We start from the raw sequence: 26,917 nt of genomic DNA on the forward strand, positions 1-26,917 counted from the left end.
TTCGACCACTCACCTATTTGCTGAAGCATTTCAATAATCTGAAGTCGACGGTGTATTATCAGCGTAGCTTCCTTTTTCGCTTATTACGTCCGGAGCCATTGTCGTGAAGGTCAGAGTTATCATCCATCCGGCTGAAGAAGGTGGATTCTGGGCATAAGTTCCTGCGCTGCCCGGTTGCGTTTTTCAGGGGGGAAACAATCGATGAGACGCTTGCCAGCATTCGCGCAGCTGCCGCTGGATGGCTTGAGGTCGCCGATGACCGCGCGACCCCTGAAGCCCATTGCAGTTAACGGAAATCGAATTGTGAAGATCCAGTTAGCCAGAATCACAGCCTGCCCCCGGGCAAGCCGCGCGTGATCGAAATGCTCTCCGGCTTGTCCGGGAGATCACTTCCGTTTCTCGATAAATTCGTTCAAAACAGATAAGCCGGTCGTCTCACCCGGATCGGCAACAGTCTGCCAGTCGGACAATCCTGTCGGCCAGCGACTGAGCTTCGGATTGATTGTGAGTAATGTGCAATACAGTTACACTGCGGCTGTGCTTGATCCTAGACAAATGTTCTATCAACTCGCTGCGTGTCTGATCGTCCAGCGCGCTGAGCGGTTCATCGAGCAGTAGCAATGGCGGTCGAAACGCCAGGGCACGGCCCAGCGCGACCCGCTGTGCCTCGCCACCGCTCAGTCCGGCTGGATAGCGTTGCAATAAATGGCTGATCGCAAGTTGCTGAGCCAGCTCCTGTGTGCGCTGCTGGATTTCGGCTCGCGACTGTCGTTGCAACTGTAAGGCAAAACCCAAATGCTGCGCGACGGTCATGGTGGGAAACAGCGCCAAGTCTTGCGGAACGTAGCCGATGCGTCGATCTCCAGGCGCCGCGTCGGTTACATCCTGATTGCCGATGACGATGCGACCGGCTGACACACTGCGCAATCCGCAAATGGCTTCCAACATTGTCGTCTTGCCACAACCGGTGCGGCCCATCAAGGCGACGTATTGCCCGGACTCCACCTCCAACTGCACATCTCGCAGTTCAAAGCGGCCGGCGCGAATCGTTACGTTTTCCAGGCGTATCATGAGGCTACCTGTCGACTCCTGCCCAGCGCAGAATGACCAGCACCACAGCGGCCATCGTCACCATCAGCAGCGAAATCGCCACCGCCGCGTTGAGCTCACCAACGCTCAACTCTAAGAACACTGACGTCGATAACACTTCCGTCTTCATCCGCGTGGTACCTGCAAACACCATGATCGGGCCAAATTCCCCCAGCGCTCGCGACCAGGCGATCGTGCCAGCCGTGATCATTCCGCGCCAACTCTGCGGCAATGCGACTTTGACAAACGCCTGAGCCCGTGAACACCCCAATGTTCTAGCCACCTGTTCAGCCCGCGGATTGATCTGATCGAAGGTCACGCGCATGGTACGAATTGCAAACGCGCAAGAAACCGCGAATTGTGCCAGCACGACGGCGGGCCAACGAAAAGCGATTTCAAGACCTAAACTATGCCGCAACCAGGAATCCAATTGCCACTGACCGATCTTGAGGTGGAACAGTATCAAAAGACTCAATCCCAACACCAGCGGGGGCAGCACGATGGGTATATCGACTATGGCGTCAATCAGCCAGCGACCAGGAAAACGATAACGCGACAGCAGATAGGCCAACGGCGTAGCCACCCACAACGACCAGATGGCTGCCACCGTACACGACAGAAGTGTCAACTGCAGCGACGACCGAATCTCTGGTTTGACCAGAATGCTCCTAAAATCCTCGAGCGACACAAACCAAATGTCAGCTAGCAACATCAGGGCGATTAACAACACAAAGCAGGACGACAATCCGCCCATGACCAGCAGAAAGATCGCATCGTGCAGTTCGCTGGATCGCCGCTTTTCCAATCCTGGCTCGCTCATCAACGTTACTTAGGGAACAACCACACCAAAGTCATTGCCGTTAGGTGTTACTAAAAAAAAACGTAACCGTTCAGGACCTGTGCTGTGGTGGGCCAGCGCGGGGCCAAGTGATTCGTATTGGGATAGGCTTGGCTCAAATCGACTAACTTTAGCGTTGAATACCAAACTTCATTGGCCCTGCTGGTCCCACCCTACAAAACGCGTGAGCGGTTACTCATAAACTATAATCCCGACCGTTGCCAGCCGGCTACGCTCATTGAACCTCCAGGCGAATACTCTGGCTGTGGCTGTTGAATTCCGGAGCGTACATACATTGCACATTGGCCATACCAGTCGAGTAGCTGCCCTTGAGCTGTACGCGCGTCGAATATTCAAAGACATAAGTGCCGCTGCGCAAGTAGTCGATGAAGAAGTGACTGGCGGTGTCGCGTGTCGATTCGTAGTAGCCCAGGCCATCCTGATATTGATAGCCCGACAGCACGTTGACCGGTTCGGTGCCGCTGCCGCGATGATCCTTCAGGTGAACATATTCCATGTCGCGGTCCACTTTCAGCACCAACCGCACGACCAATTCGTCACCCACAAAGGCGTTGGCCACCCGATCATTCTGGCCGACGGCCTGTAGCTGAGGTCCACTATCTGTATTGCGTTTGACATACAATTCTTTGGTCAGCTTGAGCGGTGTGTCGGCATGCGCCGTCACGCGATCGATATCTTCAAAGTACTGCCAATGCACGCTGCCCCAGGCAACACCGGGCTCACGCTTGGTGACGCTGATATTACCCAACTGAGCGTTCACGTCACCGCCGACGCGCCTCTGCTCGTAGAATCCGGTACCAGCTTCGATTTTGACGGGCTGAATCAGTTGATCGTTGAGGGCTACTTCGACTGGCTGATCGGCAACCAACAGGTCTGTCCCGCGCAATAGTAAGGCGTACACGGCATCCGCAGTGGCTTTTGTGGTCTTCCAATGCTGGGTCTGCTTTTGCTTGAGCAGCCAGACTTTGCAATCTTCCACCATTTTCGCGTCTTGAGCAACTTCATCAAAAGCCTCGATCAGCGCCGCCTGCGATTCGATGGGAGCGTGATACCACCAATAGAATTGATCGGCCGTTTTCCAATACGTACCCAGTTCTTCGTTGGTCAGCGATCGCTCCTTCAGCGAGACCATGATCTTCTGCGCCGCATCGCCTTTTCCGAATCGCTTCAAGGCCAGTGCCACATGCGCCTGCGACTGCAAACTGCCTATTTGTAGCCAATAACGCTCGGCTTGATCCAGCCAAAATCTGAGGGCCACTTGATGCTCGGCGGCTATCGGATGCTCGGGCAGAAAGAAACTCCGACCATACAAATACATGGCGATCGTGTAGTTCAAGAAATTGCCCGGCTGATCAACAGCCTTTGCACCGGCCGGTGGGTTGGGCGTGTCTTTCTTGCGCTGCATAGCGTCAAGTGCCAAACGATGCTGCTGGTCCAGCCAGTTATCCAAGGCTGTGAGCGAACGAATGGCCGCAGTCGAGTCGATGGCGACCCCCAGATGTCTCAATCGGCCAAAGCCGGTCGTGATATACAGCGTAATATAATCGCTGGGAGGTCCATCGGGGAACCAAGCCCAACGTCCATCGGCCAACTGCCGATCGGCTAACTCGGTCAGCGCTCGCTGTGTCTCGTCACTCAGGCGATTGCGGTCAAACAATACGCCGACATTCCGCCGGGATTGGCTTTCCGACTGAGCTTGCTGGACCCAGGGAGATTCTTCCAGCATCGTCGACTTCAAATCTTGATTCTTCGTCAACGGACTATCCAGTGCATCCGATCTGCGCCACTGCTCAAAGACGCGCTCGATCTTGGGGTCGCTGGCCGCGATGTGCCCGGCTAACGAATTGGCGTACAGTCGATTAAAAATCTGTTCGCTGCACTGATGTGGATACGTCATCAAGTAAGGCAATGACATCACGGCATACCAGGCTGGATTGGAGGCCATTTGGACTGTCAGCGATTGATGCTGGAGAGTGTTGGAATTTCCCGAATCCAGCAGTCGGCGGAACTGAAACTGTTTGGTCTGCGCCCCTCGAATTGGCAGGGGCAACGACTCGGTTATCAGCACGCGCCGCGACAGCACCGGCAGGTAACCTTCTTCGCCGTCACTGAGCCGCCCGGAAGATGCCAAGGCGCGGTAGGTTATCAGCGACAAGCCATCCGGCACACGAATGCGCCAAGCCAAAGCCTGCGTTCCGCCAGCCGGTATATCAAACTCTTGCGATGCAGTTGCATTGCCGAGCTGTGCATCGAGCGAATTGCCTGTCTGCGGATCATTGAAATTCAGACCGGCGCTACCGGTCTGCCGTGTCGGAGACATGTTGGTAACTTTCACGGTCACTTCAACTTCGTCGCCTTCGCGCAAGAAGCGCGGGGCATTCGGCTGGATCATCAAGTCCTTGCTGGTTACCGCAGAATCACTCAGTAAGCCGCCGCGCAGCTGCTGATCATGGGCAAACCCCAGGAAACGCCAGCGGGTGAGCGCTTCGGGCATCGTGAACTCCAACCTCACCACACCGTCGCCTGCCGACACGATGTGCGGAAAGAAAAATGCTGTCTCGTTTAAGTTGGTGCGTACCGAAATACCGTCCAAACTAACCTTGGGCAGGTCGCCACCTGTACCCGCAGCAGCTTGCTCTTCTCCATAAGCTTGGCTGTTGGCGTCAGAACTCGCCACTCCGCCCGACTTCTGCATGATGATGCCGGCTTGGCTTGAATCGGCCATAGCTTCTGGTGCTGCACTCATGGCTCTCATGGATATTCCTCCATGACCGAGCATTGGCATCGTCCTGTCCAATCGGCCGCCACCCGGCCCCGCGGACGAACCGGGGATGTCCAGCACGGAATATCGCCAATCAATATCCTTGTATGCAATGTTCCAATCATATCGGAATGTCTGCAGCAGCTTGGCGTGATTGGCAAACTCACGCACTAGGTGCGAATAGTCCTGTCGAAACACTCCGAAACCTGACATCCAGGCGTGCGGTGCGAATGCATCCAGCGAAGCGTCGTACAACGTGGCGACCATTTCAGCCACCGCTTTTTCTGCATCGGGACCCTGAATGACAGCCGTCCAGGTCTCGCGCTGAGCGGGACCAAGCTTTGATACAAATCGTTCCCAAGTGATTTTCAGCTGTTTGTTGCTCCAGGGCACATCTATTTTGCGAGTTTCCAGATAAGCTCGATTCTGTTTCACAAATGTAACATGTAGCGTCACGCCTCCGCGCATGGCTTCGGTGATCGGTAGTTCAATGATACTTTGAGTGCGATTGGCGTCGGTCCAGTAGCTGCGGATCATCTTTCCACGATGCTCGATTTCTATCAGCGCGCGCGCCGACTGATAGCCGCTGCCCCATACAGCACGTAAGGTCTGGCCGGGCTGGACCGATGACTTTTCGATACTCAGTCGATGAGGAATCCTGGCCGCATAGCGTGGGGCGTTAACATCCAAAACTTCCAGCGGCAATTCGGCGGTCACCGGCTTGCCAAAGCGATCCTGCGTGGTCAATATCGCTCGGTACATTCCTGCGCCCAGCTCAGTCGACAACTTCTGCAGGCCTGTGGCATCGGTCTGAAAATCAGCTTCGAAAGCCACATCGCCCAACGGCCAGCTCGCCGGATTGCTCAAATCCTCCTTCGGGCGTTCGTCGCTCCCGACAGGCACCGGTCCGCGGCGTCCTGTGTGTCCGCGCCAAGGCGGCATCAGTGACGGACGGGCTACTTGATCGGGCTGCTGCAGCGCGTGAATTTTGATGCGACCAGCCGCTACTTGGTTTTGTCCATCCAAATCCGTGGTTTTGATGGTCAGTTCGACCGGCCCAGCCGTCGTTTGCCAGTCATCAACTGACAAATTCGCGCTGAGCGCGATAAAGCCTACATTCACGGTACGCTCGGTAGAGCGAGTCTCGCCGGTACCATCAGTAACATCGGCGTGAACGACGTATTGGAACGTGGCCTGAGAATCTTCGGCTACCGACGCATCGGGCTTGGCTACGAATTGCAGTTGAAATTCGCCGTTATCGTCGGTGACTGCACTACCGCGAGCAATCTCCTGGCTCTCGCCGCGCGACGGCGGTAGCCACCACATCCTCCAGTACCACCAACCTGGATAACGCACCTGCCTGACGACGCGCCACTGCACACTAGCACCGAGGGTGCTGGCTCCGGTGTACGCAGTGGCCTTACCAGCCACCGTTACCTGCTGGTTGAGTTTGGGAGCTGCGGTGGGTGGAGATAATTCAACTTCAAACTTGGGCCGCTTGTACTCTTCCACGCGCACTGCGGCTTGTCCAGGAGATCCCGAGACGACTTGAATGGTCATCATGCCTGTCAGCCGATCTCTAGGTGCCGTGAAGCTGCCACTGAAGCTTCCATAGTCGTTGCTGCGCAGCTGTAGCTGTTCAACCGGCTGATGATTCGCATCCAGCAACGCGACAGTCATATCCTGACCACTTAGCGTTTCATATTTATCGTTTTCGTGCTGGAACGAATAGCAAATGCCCTTGAACCGAATGGTCTGCCCCGGCCGATAGATCGCGCGGTCGGTAAAAAACACAGTTTGCTGAACTAGTGGCGAACCGTGCTGACGACCGAAGTTGCTGTGCATATTGGTGGAACTCAGACGATCGCGCCCATGCTCTGCCCACAACCATACCGGTCCGCGCTCATCGACGGGAAATTCGAATCGCCCGTCGCGATCGGTCTTGATAGGGGTGAGCGCGATTCGCTTGCCATTGCGGGGTTCATGTTGCCAGGCCTGGATTGTGGCTCCAGCAATCGGCAGTCCGCTTCCAGCTTCCAATACATATCCTCCGATTTTGCCATCATCTTGCTTGTTTTGGACGACTAACGACAACTTGCTAACCCAAACCTCGGTGACGCATACTTGATTGTCGGCATCGGAAAAATCTTCATTGTGGCTGGACAGCAGATAATAGGCCCCGAGTGGCATATCCTTTGGGACCGGCAATGAATGGACGTGCAGCTTGTAGTCCGCAGTGGCTGGCAAATCGGCTGACCACGCCTTGATCGGCTTGGCGTTCAACAGTCGGCGATAGTCGTCATCATTCAAATTCTCAGGCTGCCAGCGATGTGAAGTAACGAATTCCTGGAAATTCAGCGGCAGCATGCGAAAGTAAACTTTGGTAACATTGCGATAACGGACATCGATCGTCGGCCAAGGATCATTCCACACGCGCTCGGTAGTGACCTGGGCTTCGCGGGCTTCAATCTCCTGAATCAAGTTGTAACATTGGTTTCCACCCACAGTCGTGGGGAAGCGATCCAGTGCCTCGCTAGCCAGTTGGTGTGCAGCCGCTGACTGACCGGCGTCTTGAGCCAATTGAGCACGTTTTGCTTGAGCCTGTGCCCACAGAGGATGATCGCTGGCTGCAATCTGAAAATGCCTCAGCGCAGCATCGTAGCGAGCGGCCTTGTCGCCACCTTGTGCATGATTATTCGCAAACTGCAGCCGTGCAAAATCCGCTTCCAATTGCGCAGTCAAATCCTCATCGGCACTGTGAAATTTCAATAGCTCTTGATGCAGTTTGACCGCTACCAACAACGGCGCGCGACGATCGACCGCTTCGGGTTGCCATGCCAGAAACTCTTCCAGCGGTGCAAAGACGGGACTATCAACCAGTAGATCAAAAGCGTGGATTGATCGCGAACCGGCCTGCTCGGCAGCCGAGTAGAACTCCAGTGCATGATGGACCACTGCGTCATACATGCTGGGACGATACTTGGCTGGAACACTGCCCTTGGTAAGCAACAATTTGTATTGCTCCACCGGCGTCTGCTTGAGTTGCTCGGCTTCACGCAGCGCGCGAGCAAACTGGCCATCGACGGCTTTCAAAATGCGAGGCAGATCCCAAGTGGTCAGATCATCATCGGGCCCAGGAACAGCCGCGGCGTCAGCATCGTCGGCTTGAGGGCTATGGGAATCCGCCACACCTGTCCTACCCGCAAACCGCCCACGATTCTCCTGAAAGAATTCCCACATCCAGGTAGCTTGGATCAGCTCCAGCATCGGCCGCATGGCTGCTTCGGCCGAGTCGATCTCGGCTCGCAGTCGTTTCAGCCGAGTATCCGGAGCGCTCTCGTTGGTGGTTGATTCCAGATTGACTCGAGTAGCTAACACGACAATCTTTTCGGCCACATCGCCAGTGGCCTGGGCACGAGCGGCTATCGGAGCCAGCCGCTCGATCGCAGTCTTTGGCTGACCTTGTGCCAAAGCCTCCAGCACCGCATTCCACAGCGGATCATTGTCCTTATCCCCGTCCTCGGCAACTAACTGTGGCATCATGAACCCCCACCCCAACAGTGCTGCCCCACAGAATACTGCCCAGAACGGTAAACTGGCCCAAAGTCCATTATTTCGGATCACGTTACGTAAACTCCCCAATCTGTATCGCGTCGGGCCAGCGTTCCAGGCCGCCATGTGCAACCCATCGCAAACACCCCATTGTTATCACTGTCGGCCAGAAACGCCATCACTGGCCAGAGTCTTAAACGCCTTCCCGCTCCAATCAGTTCCCGAAAAAATGAGCTGAGTTGCCAACGAATTTTGATCATCGCTGAAAAATTTGGATTTTGAAGGTCCCCGGCGGTGACCCTCCTGACTAAGCGACGATATTGGCGTGATCGTGACAACTTCGATACGTCGCCCAATACAACTGATTCCAACATCAAGCCGCAAGGATGCTCTTGGCAGGCGACGATTTCGAGTCAAGCCATAACCTTCTCGCCTCCATTTGTGACCTAGAAAATGATCGAGGGAACTATCACAGTTCACGGGCTCATTTGAACCGTCTGGGCCAGAAGCGGCCGGTGCGGTCCATGTAGTCACGATATTGCTGACCGAATCGCGCGACTAAGTGTGCTTCTTCAGTTGGTGTCCGGATCGCTAGCAGCGTCAAGACTAACAAACCGGCAATTCCAATCAGCCAGTTGGCTGCAAGCAACGCAACCGAACTCATCAACAATGCCGCCGTTAAATAGAATGGATGGCGAACCCAGCGATATGGTCCGTGAGTAATCAACGTGGCATCGCGACGCGTAACGACGGTATCGGTCAAATTCTTTCCAAGACTGGATAAAGTCCAGTACATCAGAAATGCGCTGGCACCACCAATAACAACTCCAAGGCAACGAATCCATGGTGGCAGCGGTAGCGAAGCCCAGCCAACCGACGGCGGATAGATCAAATAACCGAAAGTGGCCGACCAAAGAAACAATCCTGCGAACCGCAGCGCGACAGCCAACACATAGCCCTCTGGTTTTCGCGAAATTTTTTCAGCCGATCGGGCCTGGAGTCGATAGTAAACGCCAATCGAAATCGACACCAAAAAGACCGTCATTGTTGCTAGCCGAAAGTAATTGTCACCTGACATAGGCTGCTCAAATCTCAAATCTCATCAATCTAACTCTCAAGGACGCAACCCACGCCTATCGCGCACCTGCCGTGCCAAGCCACGTTGAACATCGTTGTATGGCGCTCGCGGCGAGCATGACAAGACAGCATATTCTAATGCATAGCTGCCCCATCACCACCTTCGGCTTTGAGAGGCACGCTCGACTGCCCCTCGTCATCCCGGCAACTTGTCCTTGCGATATAATGCCGGCTACACTTGGCACCTGGCAGCGCTACCGCGACTGATACTGTACAATTATGCCTGTTGCCAATAGATCTATTCCGCTGAAACGAATCAACTCGGAGAACAGCAGTGAACGCCACAATCAAAACCGGCTGGACGATACCGATCCTCTGCCAATTCTTATTCGTCACCTTCATGACCACGGCCACTGCGGCTGACAATAATTGGCCTGGCTTTCGTGGCCCCGGTGCGCGCGGGATTGCTGAGGGTGGACACTTGCCAGACCGTTGGTCTACGACCGAAAACGTGGCTTGGAAACGCGATATTCCTGGACGCGGTTGGTCGTCGCCTGTAGTGTGGGGCAATCAGGTTTTCTTAACAACAGTGATTAACACCGGAGAAACCGAAGAGGCTAAAAAAGGGCTCTACTTTGGTGGCGAACGTCTCAAGCCACCCGAAACGGTCCATCAATGGAAGGTGCTGTGCCTGAGCCTGGATAGCGGCGAAGTCCAGTGGGAGCGACAGGTTCATGAAGGCATACCGTCTTCCTCGATGCACATTAAAAACAGCTTTGCTTCGGAAACTGCCGTGACGGATGGCCAGCGAGTCTACTTTTGTTTTGGAAACTTGGGAATTTTTTGTTTCGACCTAGCGGGCAATGAAGTCTGGCGGCGCGACTTGGCTGCTCATCAAACTCGCTTTGGATGGGGACCGGCCGCTTCGCCCGTACTTCACCACGGGCGACTTTATTTGTGCAACGACAACGAAGAGGAATCCTATCTGTTGGCTCTGGACGCTAGCACCGGTAGCGAAGTCTGGAAGAAGCCGCGTGACGAAAAGAGCAATTGGTCTACTCCGTATGTCTGGTCGACGGCTGGCCGCACCGAGATCGTTACACCGGGTACCGGTCAAGTCCGCTCCTACGATCTGGACGGCAATATATTGTGGACCCTCAAAGGCATGTCCAGCATCACCATTGCCACTCCCTACGAGGCGGATGGCCTGTTGTATATCAGCTCAGGTTACGTAATGGACAATCGGCGGCCGATCTACGCCATTCGTCCGGGTGCCAGCGGTGACATTTCTTTGGCCGAAGGTGAAACGAGCAATCAATACATCGCTTGGTCGCAGCCCCAGGGGGCACCTTATAACCCCAGTTCGCTGGTCTACGATGGCCGGTTATATGTTCTGTACGATCGCGGGCTAATGGCCTGCTACAATGCAGTGACTGGCCAGGAACTGTACAGCAAACAGCGACTACCCAACGGCCGCGCCTTCACTTCATCGCCTTGGGCTTACGACGGCAAAGTATTTTGCTTGAACGAAGACGGCGTGACATTCGTGGTCCAGGCGGGCGACCAGTTCAAACTGCTGCACACCAACCCTTTGGAAGAAGACGATATGGGCATGGCTACGCCAGCCATTGTCGGTAATCGCCTGTTGCTGCGCACCGCTGAGCGGATGTACTGCATCAAACACGCCGGTCAATAACTGCCAATGCTGGTGACCACTATGATTCATCCAGCATGAAACGAAAGGCTTTTCTACCGTTACGATAAGTTCGAAATTCGCGACGGTCAATTCTGTTTACGGATCGAACATTACAACGAATCGACAGCTTGTGGCCTGTCGGGCAACGCTCCCCTCAATTTTGACAGCCTAAGTCCGATCGACGCTTCAGCCAGCCCCCGCTGACTCATCTCGCTGACAAGCTCCAAATCGCTTTTGTCAAGCTGGGATGCCAGCTCACGAAGTCCACTGGATTTGCCTGTTGATTCAGCCGAATGGTCAGCGTGGTATTCATGACTGCGTTGTATTACAAGTGCTATGCACTGTTAACACGCACGACTTCGTCGCCGACGCAACCGGCTGATCATCATCCAACCCGTAAACACCAAATAGAGAGCGCTCGGCTCAGGAATGCCATTAATGATCACATCGTCAATTACCAGCTCGGTCGTGGGGCCGCGTCCCCATGAGGTGAGGTCGAGGTGACCGTAGTTGATGAACTTGATTGTAACATCCAGGCTTGAGTTCAGCGGCACGAATTCAAAGTCGTATCGCTTGAAACCACCAATGGGAGAATCTGGCGCACTAGGAACGGTCAAGTGTATTACCGGATCTCCAGGCAGGACGTTGGTCACTTGTAATCCGAAAATACCCATCAAGATTCCTTGAGGGTCCGAAGTTTGTAGTACGGATTCTCCCGAGGCCCAGAAGCTAAAGCAATATTTGGGTGCTGGATTGGAAGCAGTAGGAATCTGTTGCCATAACTCAACAGGAGTCGGGAAACTCAGCGGCTGTGTGAAGGTTGGGGTTCCAGGGAAGGTAACGCGACCGTCCGCGTGAAAATTGGGTGGCAGATTGACGGTCACGTGAGCGCCATTGCCAAAGTACATGCCATACCTTCCGTTGGGCAGTTGCTCGGAGTTGCGAAGGGTGTACGGTGGGCCGGAAGCATCATTACCCCAAACAGCATAAGAATTTGCGTTGCCCGACGAATTCCATCCGGCAGGCAATCCAAAAGGTGAAAGTGACGTGCCCGTTGCCCAGAACACCTGATTAGCTGGCCCATCACCGCTTGGGCCGTTGCCGCCTACCGACTCAAAACTGCCATTCGTAACCAGATTGCCAACCTGCGTACAGTTGCCAGGCGTGGTCAACAGTATCAATGAACCTCGAGCAATTGGCGATTGCTCGCAAAGGATTAAAGTCGAGATGGTAAAAGCGACCAACAGACGACTCATAGCTGTTCTCCCTTGATCTGTGATTAGTGTGTCTCCAGCATCACGCGCTGTCAAGCTGAACATACCGCTACAGCCTGCTCTTAGCCTGAACTGCTCCAGGAAGCCAATTGCAGACAGACAGCTGTTTTCCCGTTTCTCATGAACAACCGATCACCGACGACGATAGGATGATTCCAGGTTTTTCCGTCGAGCACCGGCTGTCGCTGCAAAACTTCCAGCTTGTCGCCTTGAGCCTTTAGCAGAATCAGATCGCCCTTCTCGCTGACAACTAAGATCGTTCTGGAGTTTTTAAGCAAAATGGCTTGTCCGAATCCGTAGCGTCCGCCGTGCCACAACCGCTGGCCGGTATGAGCATCAATGCAGCCGAAAATATTCTGATTGAATCCGAAAATCAAGTCACCGTGCACCAGCGAATCGTTAAACGAGGGGCGAAGTTGAGTCGTAGTCCAATTCTCGCTGATCGTCCACTGGTCGCCGTCCAGCGTAACCTGCAGGCAGCACAAGCCGACTCCGTCTCCTAAGGAGACCAGCAAGCGAGTCGAATCGAGAGCCTGTGGATCAACCATCTTCATGCCGCTGCTGCTCCACTGCGCTGGCTTGTAGTCCCACAAGAGGGCTCCCGACAGTGGCTCCAAGGCGTGGACTCCGCGACCATCGCAAAATATCAAACAGTCAACATCGGCAAGTCTGAGCAGCCGCGCGGTCGTGTAATTTTCGCTCTCCCCAGCCACAGAAAATGCCCACACGGTTTGACCGCTCTGGCTGTCAACCGCGATCAGTCCGTTGTCACCTGAACCACCTGCAAAAATGATCACCAGATTGCCGATAACCAGCGGCGAACCTGAGAAGGCCCAAGTGGGAACCTTGGCCTGCACCTCTTGCTCCAAATTGCGTTGCCAAATCACGGTGCCCCGCTGCTCATCTAAGCAGGTCAGCAGTGCTCGAGCACCCATCGCATAAACACGGCCCTCAGCCACGCTGGGCGTGCCACGTGGCCCGGCACCGGAGACGACCTCCTCAAACCGAACCGCATCGCCGTGACTCCACAACAGGCTACCATCCTCGGCAGAATAACAAGTCGTGTGCTCCATTTCGCCCCGCTGCTCTTGAGTAAACAAGCGACCTTCGTGGTACGCAAACGACGACCAGCCAGGACCAATGTCGATGCGCCATAGCTCCTTGGGCGGCTTGCTTGACCAATCCTGGTCGGCCAGTTGGTCGTCGACGCTGCCATTGCCCTGCGGTCCACGAAACGCCGGCCAGGACTGACCCTTGGCCCAATCAGGATTGGCACGGCTGATGGTTGGAATTTCTGACGGGGTTCGCAGTTCAGGCAGCGTCTGTTCGTGAACCGGAGCAAATCGCCACGCCAGCTCGGGATAATAATCGCCATCGAATCCTTCGTTGCGAATCACCGGAAAAAAACTCCATGCCACCGCCATCAAGGCAGCCGACCAGGCGACGCGACGCGGACTGCGAGCCCCAATGGTCAGTGCAATCACAACGGCTACGACGGCCAATGGCAATCCATAAAGCAGCAGCATCGATCGAGTCGCCAGCCCAGGCATCGTCAAGATCAGGCTCAGTGCTGGTAGTATGCTAGCAGCCAACCCCCACAGCACCTTTTCGCGGGCGCTCAGCCGACTAGCAAACATAGCCCACACAATGAACGCCAGCCCACCCAGTACCGGACCACCCACCATCAACATGAATCGTGGCCCATTGGCGATCGACGGTGTGACTGACAATCCAATACACAGCAGCATCACTGCGCAGATCAACCACGCCGGCCATAAGCGCAATCGCGAAACTGGCTGAGATTCAGTGGAAGCGTTGTTCATGACGATTCATTCCTTAAAGGAGTGGGAAGAATTGTGACAATCGGTTGATTCTTGCGTGATCGTACTCTATCAGCGTGTTTCGATTGTGAGCACAGACTCGCAAAAGCCAGTTTGAAACGCAGTTATGCTGAGAGCGCCGAGGAAAGAATGTCAGCAAATCTCTGCGCCCTCTGCGACTCTGCGTTTCATATCGAAAATTGAGAGAGCTGGCGTGGCGAGCTGATGTCATTTATTGGTTATAGTAGCCTCTGGTGCGTTGCGCGGTGTGATTCTCCGCAATGAAGCACTCCAATTTCAGCCAACCTAAATGACATCACTCGATGCATTTACGCTGCCCAAACCGCGCCACGCACCCTACAAATGCTTGTCGGCGAAATCGAGGTAGTATTGCCAATCGGTCGGCGTTAGTGCGTGTTCGCCGGTACGGTAGTGATAGCCGATCGGGCCAAGTTGTACAGCTTGATCGAGCGGTGGCATTTCGAAATTAGCTTGGTCACCACCCAACCCCTGTGTCCCCAGCAGTCGATAAACCGGATCAGCATGAACACACGACAGATATTCTCCGCGCGGATCGGCCCAACGATCCTCACTAGCACTGGCCACATAGACGGCGCGCGGAGCCACCAGGGCGATCAGCTGGTGGTGATCCACTGGCAACGCTGCTTCGTTTTCGTTGTAGAGCCAATGTTTCTTGCAAAACCAGTGTGGAAAAGCGCGATTGATACGTCCAACCGTTTCACCGAAAGCTCTGCGACTGAGTGCCGCTCCACCACAACCCGAATTATTGCTGATCACCAGCTTAAAGCGCTCGTCCTGCGCTCCGGCCCACAGCGCCGTCTTGCCCAAGCGCGAATGACCGATCACCGCTACACGCTCGCCATCGACCAGCGGATCTGATTGCAAATAATCGAGCGCTCGGCTCAAACCGTAAGCCCAAGCGGCAATCGACCCCCAGCGCTCATCGCTCGGTACAGTGGTGGCCCACTGGGCGAACAGCGGATGAATACCATTGTCAAAGCCATCGTCGAAATCCGGATCAATATCGCCGTAGTAGATCGTCGCCAGACCGTAACCTCGCTGGACAATCATTTCGGCTGGCAGGGCAGACCTGCCTTTGCCACGTCCCAGCTGGGTCGCACGGTTCTCTTTGGCGCTGCCATCCTCGCGATTGCGCATCCAGGTGGACGGAATGCGAATTGCCGGATCGAGTTCGACCGAATGGTTGCCCTGAAAATTCAAACCCAAGAACATCGGCACGTTCGTCTTCGCCTGTGGCGTATAGACCAGCAGCGACATGGTTAGCTCGCGACCCTCATGGCGAAGCGTCAAGTCGATTTCGCGGCGCACCGCTTGCCCAGACAGCGCCTGTTCATCGGTCGCAATTAACTGTGCGTGAACGGGAATCGGCTGAGGACTCCGCCCATAAACATGCTGCGAGAACAGCTCGATCAATTCCGCGCGGCGGTTCGGCCACGCACTGGCCACTTCCACCTGCATTCCCGACTGATCGACCAGCGGATCGGGCAGAGTGTACTGGGGAACGCGCGACTCGTCGTAATTGGGTACGAACGGCTGAGCCGTCAGTGGTCCGGCAAACACAAGCAGGGTTAAGCCGACACACAGAATCACTACTGCGTCACCGACCCTCATCTGCCCAGCGCCAGTGCAGCTTTCTGCGGTAATCTTCAAAATCTGCCAACAAGTCTTTACTACGGTTGTAGCCTCTAGCTGTTGCATTGCAGAAACCTCGTAATATCTCCTAGTACCCCTACTCCGTCTCCATGTTCAGCACCGGGACGATCTTGATACCAGGCTCCCACCGCCAGCTCGATTTCTTGTGGTGGAATCGTGGGGGTTTTCCGCTTTAGCTTGCACACAAAGGCGCGCTCGGCGAGCTCAAGCAACTCAAAGATCATGGCAAATTTTGACGATGTATCGCTCATTGAATTCCCTCACAAACGCATGGCTCGGGCCGGGCGTTATGATAACATATTCCTGCAGAATCGGGGCGAACTCAGCCACTGACCCATAGTTAACCACAACGAAACGCGAGCCAATGCACCCTTTGTATCCTCATCTGCTGGCACCGCTGGACCTGGGCTTTACGACGCTCAAGAATCGGGTGCTGATGGGCTCGATGCACACCGGCTTGGAAGAGAAGCGTGATGGTTTCGAGCGCATGGCAGCTTTCTTTGCCGAGCGCGCCGCGGGCGGCGTGGCCTTGATCGTCACCGGTGGCATCGCTCCCAACTGCGCTGGCTGGGCCGGCCCGTTCACTGCGAAACTGTCAAACCATCGCGAGATGCGTCGTCATCGCCTGTTGCCCGACGCGGTTCACTCAGCCGGCGGCAAAATTTGTTTGCAGATTCTGCACGCCGGGCGCTACGGCTATCATCCGCTGGCCGTCGCCCCGTCGCGCATCAAGTCGCCGATCTCGCCGTTTACCCCCTGGGCGCTGACCGGACGCGGCGTCGAGCGTACGATTCGCGCGTTTGTCAACACGGCTCAATTGGCTCAGGCTGCCGGCTACGACGGCGTCGAGATCATGGGTAGCGAAGGATATTTGATTAACCAATTCATCGCCGCGCGCACCAACCGTCGGCGTGATCAGTGGGGAGGCGACTATCAGAATCGCATTCGCTTCCCATTGGAGATCGTGCGGAGAACTCGACAGGCCGTTGGCGACAAGTTCATCTTGATCTATCGACTGTCGATGCTGGATTTAGTCGAAGGCGGCAGCAGTTGGGACGAAGTGGTTGAACTGGCGCGAGGCATCGAGCAAGCCGGGGCGACATTGATGAATACCGGTATTGGCTGGCATGAGGCGCGCGTGCCCACCATCGCCACCATGGTCCCGCGTGGTGGCTATGCTTGGATCACCGGGCGTATGAAAGGCCAGGTCAACATCCCGCTAATCACCACCAATCGCATCAACACGCCAGAGAAGGCCGAAGAGATATTGTCAGCCGGCCAAGCCGACATGGTATCGATGGCGCGGCCCATGTTAGCCGACGCTGAATTTGTCAACAAAGCGCAGCAGCAACGAGCTGATGAGATCAATACCTGCATCGCCTGCAACCAAGCCTGTCTGGATCACATCTTCAGCCGCAAGATCGCCAGTTGCTTGGTCAATCCCCGCGCCTGTCACGAAACACAGCTGAACTATATTCGAACGCCGCGCAAGCAGAAGTTGGCCGTTGTCGGCGCTGGACCGGCAGGCCTGGCCTATGCTTGCATCGCCGCCAGTCGCGGACATCAAGTGCATTTGTTCGAAGCCGACTCGGAGATCGGCGGTCAATTCAACATGGCCAAACGCATTCCCGGCAAAGAAGAGTTCCACGAGACGCTGCGCTACTATCGGCGGCAAATCGAGCTGTCTGGAGTGCAACTACATTTGAACACACGCGCCACAACAGAGTTGTTGTCCACTGAGGAATTTGACCAGGCGGTTATCGCTACCGGTGTAGCGCCGCGACAGATTTCCATTCCCGGCAGCGATCATCCGCAAGTGCTTACCTACATCGACGTCTTGCGGCACGGCCAGCCCGTAGGACGCCGCGTGGCCATCATCGGTGCTGGCGGGATTGGCTTTGATGTGGCTACCTTTCTGACGCAGTCTGAGCATCCCACCAGCCTGGACATTCCCGCCTTCATGTCCGAGTGGGGTGTCGATATGAACTATGCTGATCGCGGGGCGCTGACTAAGCCGGCCCCCGTCCAGCCCACTCGCGAAATTTATCTTTGTCAACGATCCCGAGGCAAACCTGGCGAGCGACTCGCCAAAACCACTGGCTGGATCCATCGTAGTGGCTTGAAGCGACATGGCGTGAAGATGTTATCCGACGTCCAGTACCAGCGCATCGACGATGCTGGCTTGCACATTACCGTAGCTGGCAAGCCGCAACTTTTGTCCGTCGACAACGTCATCGTCTGCGCCGGCCAAGAGCCCTTGCGCGAGCTAGTTGAACCCTTGCGTCAGCGCGGCCTGACCGTACATCTGATCGGCGGTGCTCATGAAGCCCACGAGCTAGACGCCAAACGCGCCATCGAACAAGCCAGCCGCTTAGCCGCAGCCGTTTAAGCGTACCGTGCATAAATTGATCGGGGCAAGTAGCATGTAGGGTGCGTGAAGCGGTCTGGGCAGCGGACAGTCGTAGACCATCGAATGTCATACCACAACAACAGAACATAACAAATCGATCGGACAGACCGCGTCACGGCATCCTGCTTTACTGAATTCAAAGCACTTCTGCTATGCGCCGGCCCACCATGCGCGTTCTCCGCGCTCTCTGCGGCTCTGCGTTTCACAATCCTTCGGCTGCCCGCGATGGTCAAATTCACATGACCGGCATAAAGTGGGCCGGCGGTCGCGGGATGGTTGGTTGTGTTTCGCTGGTTGGTTCGGTGCCATGTTTTTTGTGATTGCCCGCGACTTGGTCCCAGCCTACGAAGAGCAGTTAGGAAAACGCTACAATGTTCGTTGCCGAGACACCGTTCGAAACTGCAACTCATTTACACGAGGAGCCAAGCACGATGGCGACCGAGTCACACCAGGCGGCTGCTTGTCCGGGATTTCGTTGGGGACCGTTTACTCTGCGAATTCCGTTTTATCATACGCGCGTCGAGTGGCCGGAACTGTTGCAGGGAGTTTTTGTTGCCGGTGCAACCGGGCTGGCGCTAGTGCCGGTGCTGACCGGCGAGCACTACGGCTTTATGCTGACGTTCGAAGAAGCTGTAGCGTGCGTGTTTTTGATCTCGTTTCTGATTGGCATTGCGCCAATTCTGTTTGGCGATCCATACGCACCCGGCTGGGTAACTCCGGCCTTGCCCCTGGTGCTGGCGTTTATCTTGCAAGCCCCCGGCGGCCAGCCGCTGTTTCCGACTCCGGGTGCTAAGTTCCAAATTATGGCGGCGATGAGTATCGACTTTGCGGTGATCCTGCTGGTGCTGGGCGTCACCGGCTTGGGTGCCAAGTTCGTCCAGTGGTTACCCGATGCAATTAAGGCGGGGATCATCCTGGGTGCCGCCATCGCAGCGCTCAAACGCGTATTTCTGGACGACGCCCAACGGTTTCTGATGGTGCAGCCGGTCAGCACAATCGTGGCGATTTCAGTTTGTTTGATCCTGACCTTCTCCGCGCCGATCCAGCATTACAAGCTGCGTTATCGCTGGTTGGCGAAGTTGGCCGGGTTGGGACTGTTGCCGGGCTTTCTGCTGGCAGCGATCGTTGGGCCGCTGGTTGGCGAGTTCCAATACAACGTACGACCCCCACTCCAGATTCCACCCTTCGCAGACACGCTCGTGATCCCCGGCTTCTCCGAGTTCTTTCTGGTCCCGCCGTTTGTCGATTTTTTCCAGAAAGCTTCGCCGCTGTTTGTCGGCTGGCCGAGCTTGGCGATGTTATGGCAAGCCTTTCCGCTGGCGCTGATGGGCTATGTGATCCTGTTTGGCGACTTAATTACCGGCAATGAAGTGTTGGCGGCTGGCATGCGCGCTCGGCCGGACGAGAAGATCGACATCAACATCAATCGCAGCCACCTGTCGCTGGCGATACGCAATGCGTTTGGAGCGCTTTTCGCACCGTTCTTTCCCACGCAAGGTTGCCTGTGGACCGGCGTTCAAGTGATCATCGTCCAGCGCTGGACTGAAGGCCGCCACAGCATGCGCTCGCTCTATGGCGGCATTTCGTCCTATTACGTGTTTGGCATACCGATCCTGTACACCTGCGTGCCACTATTGACCGGCCTGCAGCCGCTGCTGGGCGTCGCGCTATCGCTGACTCTGGTGCTGACGGGTTTCGCCTGTGCCTACGTGGCCATGGGCATTCCCAAAACGCAGATCGAGCGCGGTGTGGTAGTTCTGATGGCCGTCGCCTTGGCTATCTTCCCCAATCCCTGGGTCGGTATGACCGTCGGCATCGTTGCCACGCTGACCCTGGTCGGCTTCAAGCGGCATGGAAATGAAGAACCGATCTTGGATCACACGGTTGAGGAAGAGCTGGCCAGCGAGCAGAGTTGACCAGGTTGGATTCTTGGTTTGATGCTAATTGCGCTTCCGATCCAGCACACCTTGCAGGATGTCCTTCCAGGTCTTGTTCAAGCGAAAGGTGACCTCGTGTACTTTGCGGTTTTCATCCGGTGTGAAATCAATTTCAAAGCCTGAAAGGGTCAGGACTTCGTTGGGACTCTTTCCCTCCTGACAGGCTTGCCAGAATCGAAATCCATTGAGCGTGCTTTCGGCTTTGGCTGTGCCTGTCTCATCGATAATCGATGCAACAGACTTGGTAACTTCTGGTGTCAAACTGGTCATCATGGATTGGCGAAGTGAAGTTGCCCAGTTCTTCCACAGGATTTTTTCTTGTACCGCCATCATATGTCTCTGATATTCAAGGGAAAATGCAGCCCGAAAGGAGTTGTCTCTCAGCCTTGTCCAACGACTCATGCTCACCAACCACTAAAGCGAAACATGAGGGCTTTCGCGGTTTCTTGCGTTTAGGTTCAACCGTTGTTGGCAAGTCCTTTAGCCGCCGCGCACCCTTGCCACCCTGGCTGCTCCGTTGATTGGAATATTTTGATCTTCCCGCTGACACAGACAAGCCCTTGTTCGCAGGCTCGTCACTGTCCTGAGCTGAATTCGTCCATACAGCAAAGCTTTGATTCACTTGAATGTTAGCATCCAATAGCCGCTCGATTCCACGCAAATCACCGCGTTCCTCCGGGCTGCAAAAAGATACTGCTACCCCTGTGGCGTCCGCACGCCCGGTACGACCAATTCGATGGATGTAAATTTCGGGAACTTCTGGCATGTGATAGTTGATGACGTGTGACACACCATCGACATCAATGCCTCGGGCAGCAATGTCTGTGGCAATCAACACTGGTGGCCGCTCAGATTTAAACCGCTCCATATTTCGCGTCCTGGCGTTCTGACTTTTATTGCCATGGATGGCTACCGCATCGATACCAGCTCTTAACAGCATCTTCACAAGATTATCTGCTCCATGCTTTGTTCGAGTGAAGACAATAGAACGGGCGGGGACCGAGTCCTTAAGATAGTTGGCCAGCAGCTTCGGCTTGTTCTGAGTTGACACGTGGAATACCGACTGCTCGACTTGCCCAGAAGCGCTGGACACTTTTGCAACTTTGACGTATTTCGGGTGGCTTAACCACTGCTTGGCCAGGTCGCGAATCGGCTCGGGCATGGTCGCAGAAAACATCAGCGTTTGTCGCTGTTTTTGGGGAACGCTGGAGACAATCCGCTTCAAGTCTCTTAGAAACCCCATGTCGAACATTTGATCGGCTTCATCGATGATTAACATCTGTACCTTTGAAATATCCACCTGCCGCTGATTCATTAAATCCAACAGTCGGCCAGGCGTCGCCACCAACAGATCGACGCCACGCCCAATCGCTCGAACCTGAGGTACTTGACTAACCCCACCGTGAATCACTGCCACTCGCAGTTTCAGATATTTGCCGTAAGCAACAAAATTCTGTCCGATTTGAGCAGCTAACTCACGAGTCGGTGCCAAAACTAACCCTCGGATGGCTGGCTGTTCAGGATTCCGATTCTGAGCCAGCCTCTGCAACGTGGGCAGCGCAAAGGCCGCAGTCTTTCCAGTCCCCGTCTGAGCACATCCCATCACATCAGTTCCGTCGAGCACTATCGGGATAGCAAGCTGCTGAATGGCCGTGGGCTTTTCATATCCTTCAGTGGCCAGAGCGTGCAATAAGGGCATGGAAAGCCCAAGTTCTTTAAATTCGTTCAAGCAATCGTCTTTCAGTTATAGTCTGCGATGACAGCAGACCGGCATAGAACTCTGGTGGTGGCTTTCAACTTAAAAGCACTGATCCCGACCGAGCATCCAAATCGGACAAATTCGGCAGATTAGGGCATATTCTCGGGGACAGTCAGGTGCAGAAACCAGGAATGCAACCCAAACCTACGGAGTTGCGTAGCCCCAATAGAGTGCAGTCTTCCGTGAGCCCAACGATTCAGTTCTTCGATAATTTGTCCATCCGATTCTTAGTTATTGTGGCACATAAAGTGGCCTAAGTCAAGCTCTCAGTCGCTTCCTAATTGCTTATAGCCGCTTGACATACTTCGAACTGCAGCCCAAAGCGATCAATACTTGCGATCGACGGACTTATTGCTGCAACAGCTTTCCGCTACGGACTTCGCCTGATGACGCGAAACCTAGCCGATTTTGAAGCTGCAGGTGTGCTACTGTTCAATCCTTGGACATAGCTCTGCATGGATTGGTCCAATACGATCTAACATTTGGACCTCTGTGGCACAGGGTTTCAAATTGGAATCGGATGCTAATGTTGCCCGGTTCTATCAGCCGCACACGAAATAGGCTGTGTATACAGTCGTGGCCCAGGTCAGCAGCAATGCATAGGTTATGGAACGAATCCAGCGGTTATCCATGAGGGGTTTACTACCGGCAGCGGCCAAGATAGCGAAGCACGGAAGCAGCCCCAGCATGTAGGACGCTTTAGCGGTGCTGTATATCGGCACCTGAAGGTAGAGTTCGAAAATCGCGGCCACATAAATTGCGATGGCGGCAGTTGACCATAGGAGCATTGGCCTTGCGGACTGCATTTTCTTGTGCCAACTCGTTAGTACTCCGATCAAAATTAGGACCGTCGGCAGCAATCCCAACCCTGCGCAAGCAACCATCCAATTCACATTCCAACAAAGACTTTCAGCCGACTCGATGCTGCCACTACTCATACCGTCGAGCCACATTGTTGAATACAGCGAATCCCAGAACCCGAAGGTAGCCGACCATACTGGACGATCGAGTGCTGCACCGAATGAGGTCAATTGCTCCCAGGTTCTGTAGCCTGGATATTGCCACCAATCCATGCCGCGTGCCTGCTCCCAGCCACCCACAAACGGTTTTCCCAAATACAACCAGTTTCTGGCGAAGTACCATCCGCTGACAATCAGAGCAACCAGAAGGGTGACTGCCACGTTCCGGCAGGCGATCGACCAGCTTCGTCCACTGCGATGAACTTGATAGTTGATCGTACTGACGATCATCGGCCCCAGCAAAACTGGCGTCACTTTAGCCAGCAGGGCCAATCCCCAAAGAGAACCGATTGTCAAGGATGACAGCCAGCTCCGCTGTTGACCTTCAAAACGCATCAACGCCCAGCAGGCCACAATCAACCAACCAGTAATCATGGCTGCCAACGGCTCGTTACCAAGCCAATGCGACATATAGATGTTCGCCGGGAACATCCCTCCGACAATCAGCGCTACGTTTTGCAGATGCTCGTCTGTCGGAAATGCCAAACGCGCCGCTCGAAAGACAATCTCGATTTGAATCATGCCAAACAGCAACTGCATGACGAGAATCATCTTTACCTTGACAAACTCATCCAGCCACTCTGCTTGCAAGGCGTAAATCGGGGCAGCCAATAGATAGAACAGCGGCGATTGAAACATCTGCCAGCCGTCCGTTGCCAACGGCAATGCATGTTGGTGGACAAGGTACTCAATGTATTCAAAATGCCGCTGGGCATCGAACCCTTGACCGGCAGGCGCTCGAATCGTGTTGTTTATGATCAGAACAATCCATGCCAAGTACAAACCGGCGCGCACGCGAGCAGCTGTTATCCGCCAGTGGGCAACCCGCGACTCCATCCAGGTCGAAGCATAGTCTGCCAAGCATATGATTCCTATAAAGCCCGCAAACATCAAGAGTATCCACAGTGCCAAGCTTCGAGTCGACTGAGACAATGACGGATAACTGGCAGCAACCACAGGTAATTCTCTGTGATTTGCTAACATCACTGAACTAAACACCTGGAGATCGGTAGTTGTTAGCCAGTCGGCATTCGATCTAACACCAAGCTCCCGGCTATAAGCCCACAGACACGGAAATCCACCCGTGTTAATCACGACAATCGTCAATTCGTGATTACCGGGCAGCAATCGGCGTTTAATGGGAACAACGATCTCATCTTTCCAGTTGTACTCTTCATGCTCAGTACTGAAAATAAACTCACGATCTAAGGCAATTTCAAACTTCCGTAATGCCCTGACATGCAACTTGGCATTCTCGATTGGTCGTGCTGTTGTGAAATGCAGCACGAACATCGCGGACATCTCTTCCGTGCGATGTGCCTCTAAATCGGTAGCGACTTGGGGGCGAATCCATTCGGCCTGTGCATCTTGCGATAGATAAACTACCTCAGGATTTGTGCTCCACTGCCAAAATCGGACTCCAACCAGTGCGGCAATGGCGAAGCATACCGCACTATAGACTGCCGATTTTCGACGAGGAATCGCCGCCTCCGTGTGTGAAGCCGGCGAAGGCCGGCGCTTAGGTTGAATGCGATTTTGGAGGCTGGCCATATCGGAATGCAACCGCCTGTCTATCGAGTCTCACACTGCGCAACGCCCCCCAGGTGCCGTTGCCACCCTCTGAGAATGCAGTTCGGTTGTAACATGCGACTGGCTGCTAGGCAAGTTTACAGTGTTGCACCTGAAATGGCCCTCGAATAGCCACGAGGTATCGCTTCGAAGACGCAACGCGACTGTCGGCGCGACGAAGGAGGCTGAATCCATGAATAATCAGCCCGGCGCTGGCGCTAGGAGCGAATGTTGAAAACTCGAGGAGTAGAGAGTACAGCGTTAAATCTAGAAGTCGGGCGCAGAGGCTTTCAAGGTCCCCGCGTACCAATCTATGGCACCCGCAACTTACGCTGTGTGGCTATGCAGTACGAGAACCATGGCAAGAATCGTTGGCATTTATCCACTCTGCGTTTCAGTGGCCTGTGTTACTGGACCGATTCGCACTGGGCAGCAATTGATCGGCGGATTGATAGACGCGGTGGCGGGCGGTGAGGAGCCAAGCGGTAAGGTCTGGGAGCGGAGGTAGCCCAACGCGGCGCATGACGCCGGATAGTCGATATTGCAGACCGCTTTCGGTTGTATAGTCGGCTAAGAATCGCTCCTGGGTGAAGCGAGGAATTAAGATGATCAACCGCTGCTCGGCGGTGCGGAGAATGCGATTGGCGGAGGCTTGGACGCAGTGAACATCCAGTTGGTCGAGCAGTTCATAGTAGTGCTGGAGCAATTGAGGATCTCGCTGGATTAGGGCGGCGTCTAGCAGTAGCTCGACCAGAATGTGACCGAGAAAGCCGGCTTGATGTCCGCCGCCAGGGGGAAGGTGCTGGCGGAGTTCTACGGCAAATTGTGTGCTTAGTTCAACGAATGCGCTTTGCGTATGAAACCAGCGATCATCATCATGATGTTGGATGACGCCGGCAGCCAATTCAGCAACATCCGGATCACGGTCGGCCAGCAGCGGCTGAGCCAATTGTCGGCGCGGCCTATTCTTACGATCGACCACATTCATCCAATCCGGCAGCGCGGTGCCAGCGACAAATTGCGGTCGATCGAGAAAGCGATAGGCATGCGCCAGATAATTCACTACACGTTCTTCCAGGCGCGCTGAGCGGCGCTGGCCAACACAGCGTCGCAGACTTTTTGCGTTTCCAGCGCGTCGCGGAAAGTCGGATGCGCAGGCTTGCCTGTATCCAAGCCGGTCAAGAAGTCGGCAACTTGATGCGTAAAAGAATGCTCGTAGCCGATCTGCAAACCGGGGACCCACCAGTGTCCCATGTAAGGTTGGTCGCCATCGGTGACGTGGACGCTGCGCCAGCCGCGAACAATGGATTCATCCTGGTGGTCAAAGTACTGCAAGCGATGCAGGTCGTGCAGGTCCCAGCGCAGGCTAGCGTGTTCGCCGTTAACCTCTAGCGTGTACAGCGCCTTGTGACCGCGCGCATAACGAGTCGACTCGAATAGCCCCAGCGAGCCGTTGGCAAAGTGACACAAAAAGGCGCAGGCATCGTCAATGCCCACAGGTTGCTTCTGGCCGGTCTCGGCGTGTAGGCGCTCCTTGACAAACGTTTCGGTCATAGCCGAGACATCGGTGATGGAACCGTTAAGCCAGATAGCGGTGTCGATGCAGTGCGCCAACAAGTCGCCGGTTACACCACTACCAGCCGCACCGACGTCCAAGCGCCAAGTACCCGTGCCGCCTTGAGGAACATCAGCGCTGATAGTCCAGTCTTGCAAAAAATTGGCGCGATAGTGAAAGATTTGCCCCAACTTGCCGGAGTCGATGATCTGCTTGGCGAGCGTCACAGCAGGTACGCGACGATAGTTGTACCAAACCATATTCGGCACACCGGCCGCTTCGACGGCGCGGCACATCTCTTCGCCTTCAGCCGCGTTCATCGACAGCGGTTTTTCACACAAGATCATTTTGCCCGCCTTGGCAGCGGCCACGGCGATTTCTTTGTGCAGATTGTTGGGCGTACAGATGTCGACGGCGTCAATATCGCTGCGCTCGACCAATTTGCGCCAATCGGTCTCAATCGAGCGGTAACCCCAATTGTCGGCAAACGATTTGACTTTGTCGGCATTACGGGCGCAGATTGCTTGCAGCACTGGTCGATGCTGGCTGCTAAAGAATTTAGCGGCCTGCAAGTAGGCGTTGGAGTGCGTCTTGCCCATGAATCCGTAACCGATCATGCCGATGCGTAGTTCTTTCATGCGATTTCAGCCAGTTTGAGGTTGTAGCCACCGTCGCCAGAAGGTGGAGCTTGGGAATGAAGGGAATTTCAGATATCAGACTTCAGTACACATGGTGGACCGGCGCGGGGCCGAACCAATCTTGGTCGAGGTCGTAACGGTTGTTTGACACTATTCTTTGGTAGTTTCACATGACATCACGGCCCCGCATGTCCCACCCTACGATGC

16 protein-coding genes are annotated in these 26,917 nt (G+C 54.9%); 3 read left to right on the top strand and 13 right to left on the bottom strand.

Features of this window, described 5'->3' with window-relative positions; genetic code table 11:
- Window positions 1-435: 435 nt before the first annotated feature.
- The 4 genes from KF752_16130 to KF752_16145 form a co-directional block, all read right to left on the bottom strand.
- On the bottom strand, window positions 436-1,071 hold the full coding sequence (locus KF752_16130; GenBank protein MBX3423085.1) for an ABC transporter ATP-binding protein: 636 nt from the start codon (window positions 1,069-1,071) through the stop codon (window positions 436-438).
- A gap of 4 nt (window positions 1,072-1,075) precedes the next feature.
- Window positions 1,076-1,909: an ABC transporter permease gene (locus tag KF752_16135; GenBank protein ID MBX3423086.1), complete on the bottom strand. Its 834-nt coding sequence runs from the start codon at window positions 1,907-1,909 to the stop codon at window positions 1,076-1,078.
- 253 nt (window positions 1,910-2,162) lie between these two features.
- A complete protein-coding gene (locus tag KF752_16140) occupies window positions 2,163-8,252 on the bottom strand; it encodes an alpha-2-macroglobulin (protein ID MBX3423087.1) in 6,090 nt (2,029 codons plus the stop codon).
- Window positions 8,253-8,745: 493 nt separating this feature from the next.
- The gene (locus tag KF752_16145) at window positions 8,746-9,306 is read right to left on the bottom strand and encodes an isoprenylcysteine carboxylmethyltransferase family protein (GenBank protein MBX3423088.1); all 561 of its coding nucleotides are present in this window, start codon (window positions 9,304-9,306) and stop codon (window positions 8,746-8,748) included.
- A gap of 432 nt (window positions 9,307-9,738) precedes the next feature.
- Between KF752_16145 and KF752_16150 the strand changes: the two genes are divergently transcribed.
- Complete coding sequence (locus KF752_16150; protein ID MBX3423089.1) at window positions 9,739-11,034, top strand: PQQ-binding-like beta-propeller repeat protein; 1,296 nt, start codon at window positions 9,739-9,741, stop codon at window positions 11,032-11,034.
- Window positions 11,035-11,378: 344 nt separating this feature from the next.
- On the opposite strand, the gene KF752_16155 is transcribed toward KF752_16150, so the two are convergent.
- From KF752_16155 to KF752_16170, 4 genes are all read right to left on the bottom strand, one after another.
- Complete coding sequence (locus KF752_16155; GenBank protein ID MBX3423090.1) at window positions 11,379-12,290, bottom strand: PEP-CTERM sorting domain-containing protein; 912 nt, start codon at window positions 12,288-12,290, stop codon at window positions 11,379-11,381.
- Window positions 12,291-12,370: 80 nt separating this feature from the next.
- Complete coding sequence (locus tag KF752_16160) at window positions 12,371-14,131, bottom strand: PQQ-binding-like beta-propeller repeat protein (protein MBX3423091.1); 1,761 nt, start codon at window positions 14,129-14,131, stop codon at window positions 12,371-12,373.
- 354 nt (window positions 14,132-14,485) lie between these two features.
- Window positions 14,486-15,781: an acetylxylan esterase gene (locus KF752_16165; protein MBX3423092.1), complete on the bottom strand. Its 1,296-nt coding sequence runs from the start codon at window positions 15,779-15,781 to the stop codon at window positions 14,486-14,488.
- 74 nt (window positions 15,782-15,855) lie between these two features.
- On the bottom strand, window positions 15,856-16,074 hold the full coding sequence (locus tag KF752_16170; GenBank protein MBX3423093.1) for a hypothetical protein: 219 nt from the start codon (window positions 16,072-16,074) through the stop codon (window positions 15,856-15,858).
- A 113-nt stretch (window positions 16,075-16,187) separates the two neighbouring features.
- Between KF752_16170 and KF752_16175 the strand changes: the two genes are divergently transcribed.
- Together KF752_16175 and KF752_16180 are read left to right on the top strand one after the other, a co-directional pair.
- Window positions 16,188-18,212, top strand: a complete 2,025-nt coding sequence (locus tag KF752_16175; GenBank protein MBX3423094.1) for an FAD-dependent oxidoreductase — start codon at window positions 16,188-16,190, stop codon at window positions 18,210-18,212.
- A 452-nt stretch (window positions 18,213-18,664) separates the two neighbouring features.
- Window positions 18,665-20,149 (top strand): hypothetical protein, encoded by a 1,485-nt coding sequence (locus KF752_16180; protein MBX3423095.1) that lies wholly within the window; start codon window positions 18,665-18,667, stop codon window positions 20,147-20,149.
- A gap of 24 nt (window positions 20,150-20,173) precedes the next feature.
- On the opposite strand, the gene KF752_16185 is transcribed toward KF752_16180, so the two are convergent.
- The 5 genes from KF752_16185 to KF752_16205 form a co-directional block, all read right to left on the bottom strand.
- Window positions 20,174-20,503: a hypothetical protein gene (locus KF752_16185; protein ID MBX3423096.1), complete on the bottom strand. Its 330-nt coding sequence runs from the start codon at window positions 20,501-20,503 to the stop codon at window positions 20,174-20,176.
- 13 nt (window positions 20,504-20,516) lie between these two features.
- On the bottom strand, window positions 20,517-21,869 hold the full coding sequence (locus KF752_16190; protein MBX3423097.1) for a DEAD/DEAH box helicase: 1,353 nt from the start codon (window positions 21,867-21,869) through the stop codon (window positions 20,517-20,519).
- 602 nt (window positions 21,870-22,471) lie between these two features.
- On the bottom strand, window positions 22,472-24,499 hold the full coding sequence (locus KF752_16195; protein MBX3423098.1) for a hypothetical protein: 2,028 nt from the start codon (window positions 24,497-24,499) through the stop codon (window positions 22,472-22,474).
- 412 nt (window positions 24,500-24,911) lie between these two features.
- Window positions 24,912-25,580 (bottom strand): hypothetical protein, encoded by a 669-nt coding sequence (locus KF752_16200; GenBank protein MBX3423099.1) that lies wholly within the window; start codon window positions 25,578-25,580, stop codon window positions 24,912-24,914.
- Window positions 25,580-26,710 (bottom strand): Gfo/Idh/MocA family oxidoreductase, encoded by a 1,131-nt coding sequence (locus tag KF752_16205; GenBank protein ID MBX3423100.1) that lies wholly within the window; start codon window positions 26,708-26,710, stop codon window positions 25,580-25,582. The genes KF752_16200 and KF752_16205 overlap by 1 nt, the downstream gene beginning before the upstream one ends.
- Window positions 26,711-26,917 lie beyond the last annotated feature (207 nt).

The sequence above is a fragment of the Pirellulaceae bacterium genome, from assembly GCA_019636385.1.
In the GTDB taxonomy this organism is placed as follows: domain Bacteria; phylum Planctomycetota; class Planctomycetia; order Pirellulales; family Pirellulaceae; genus Aureliella.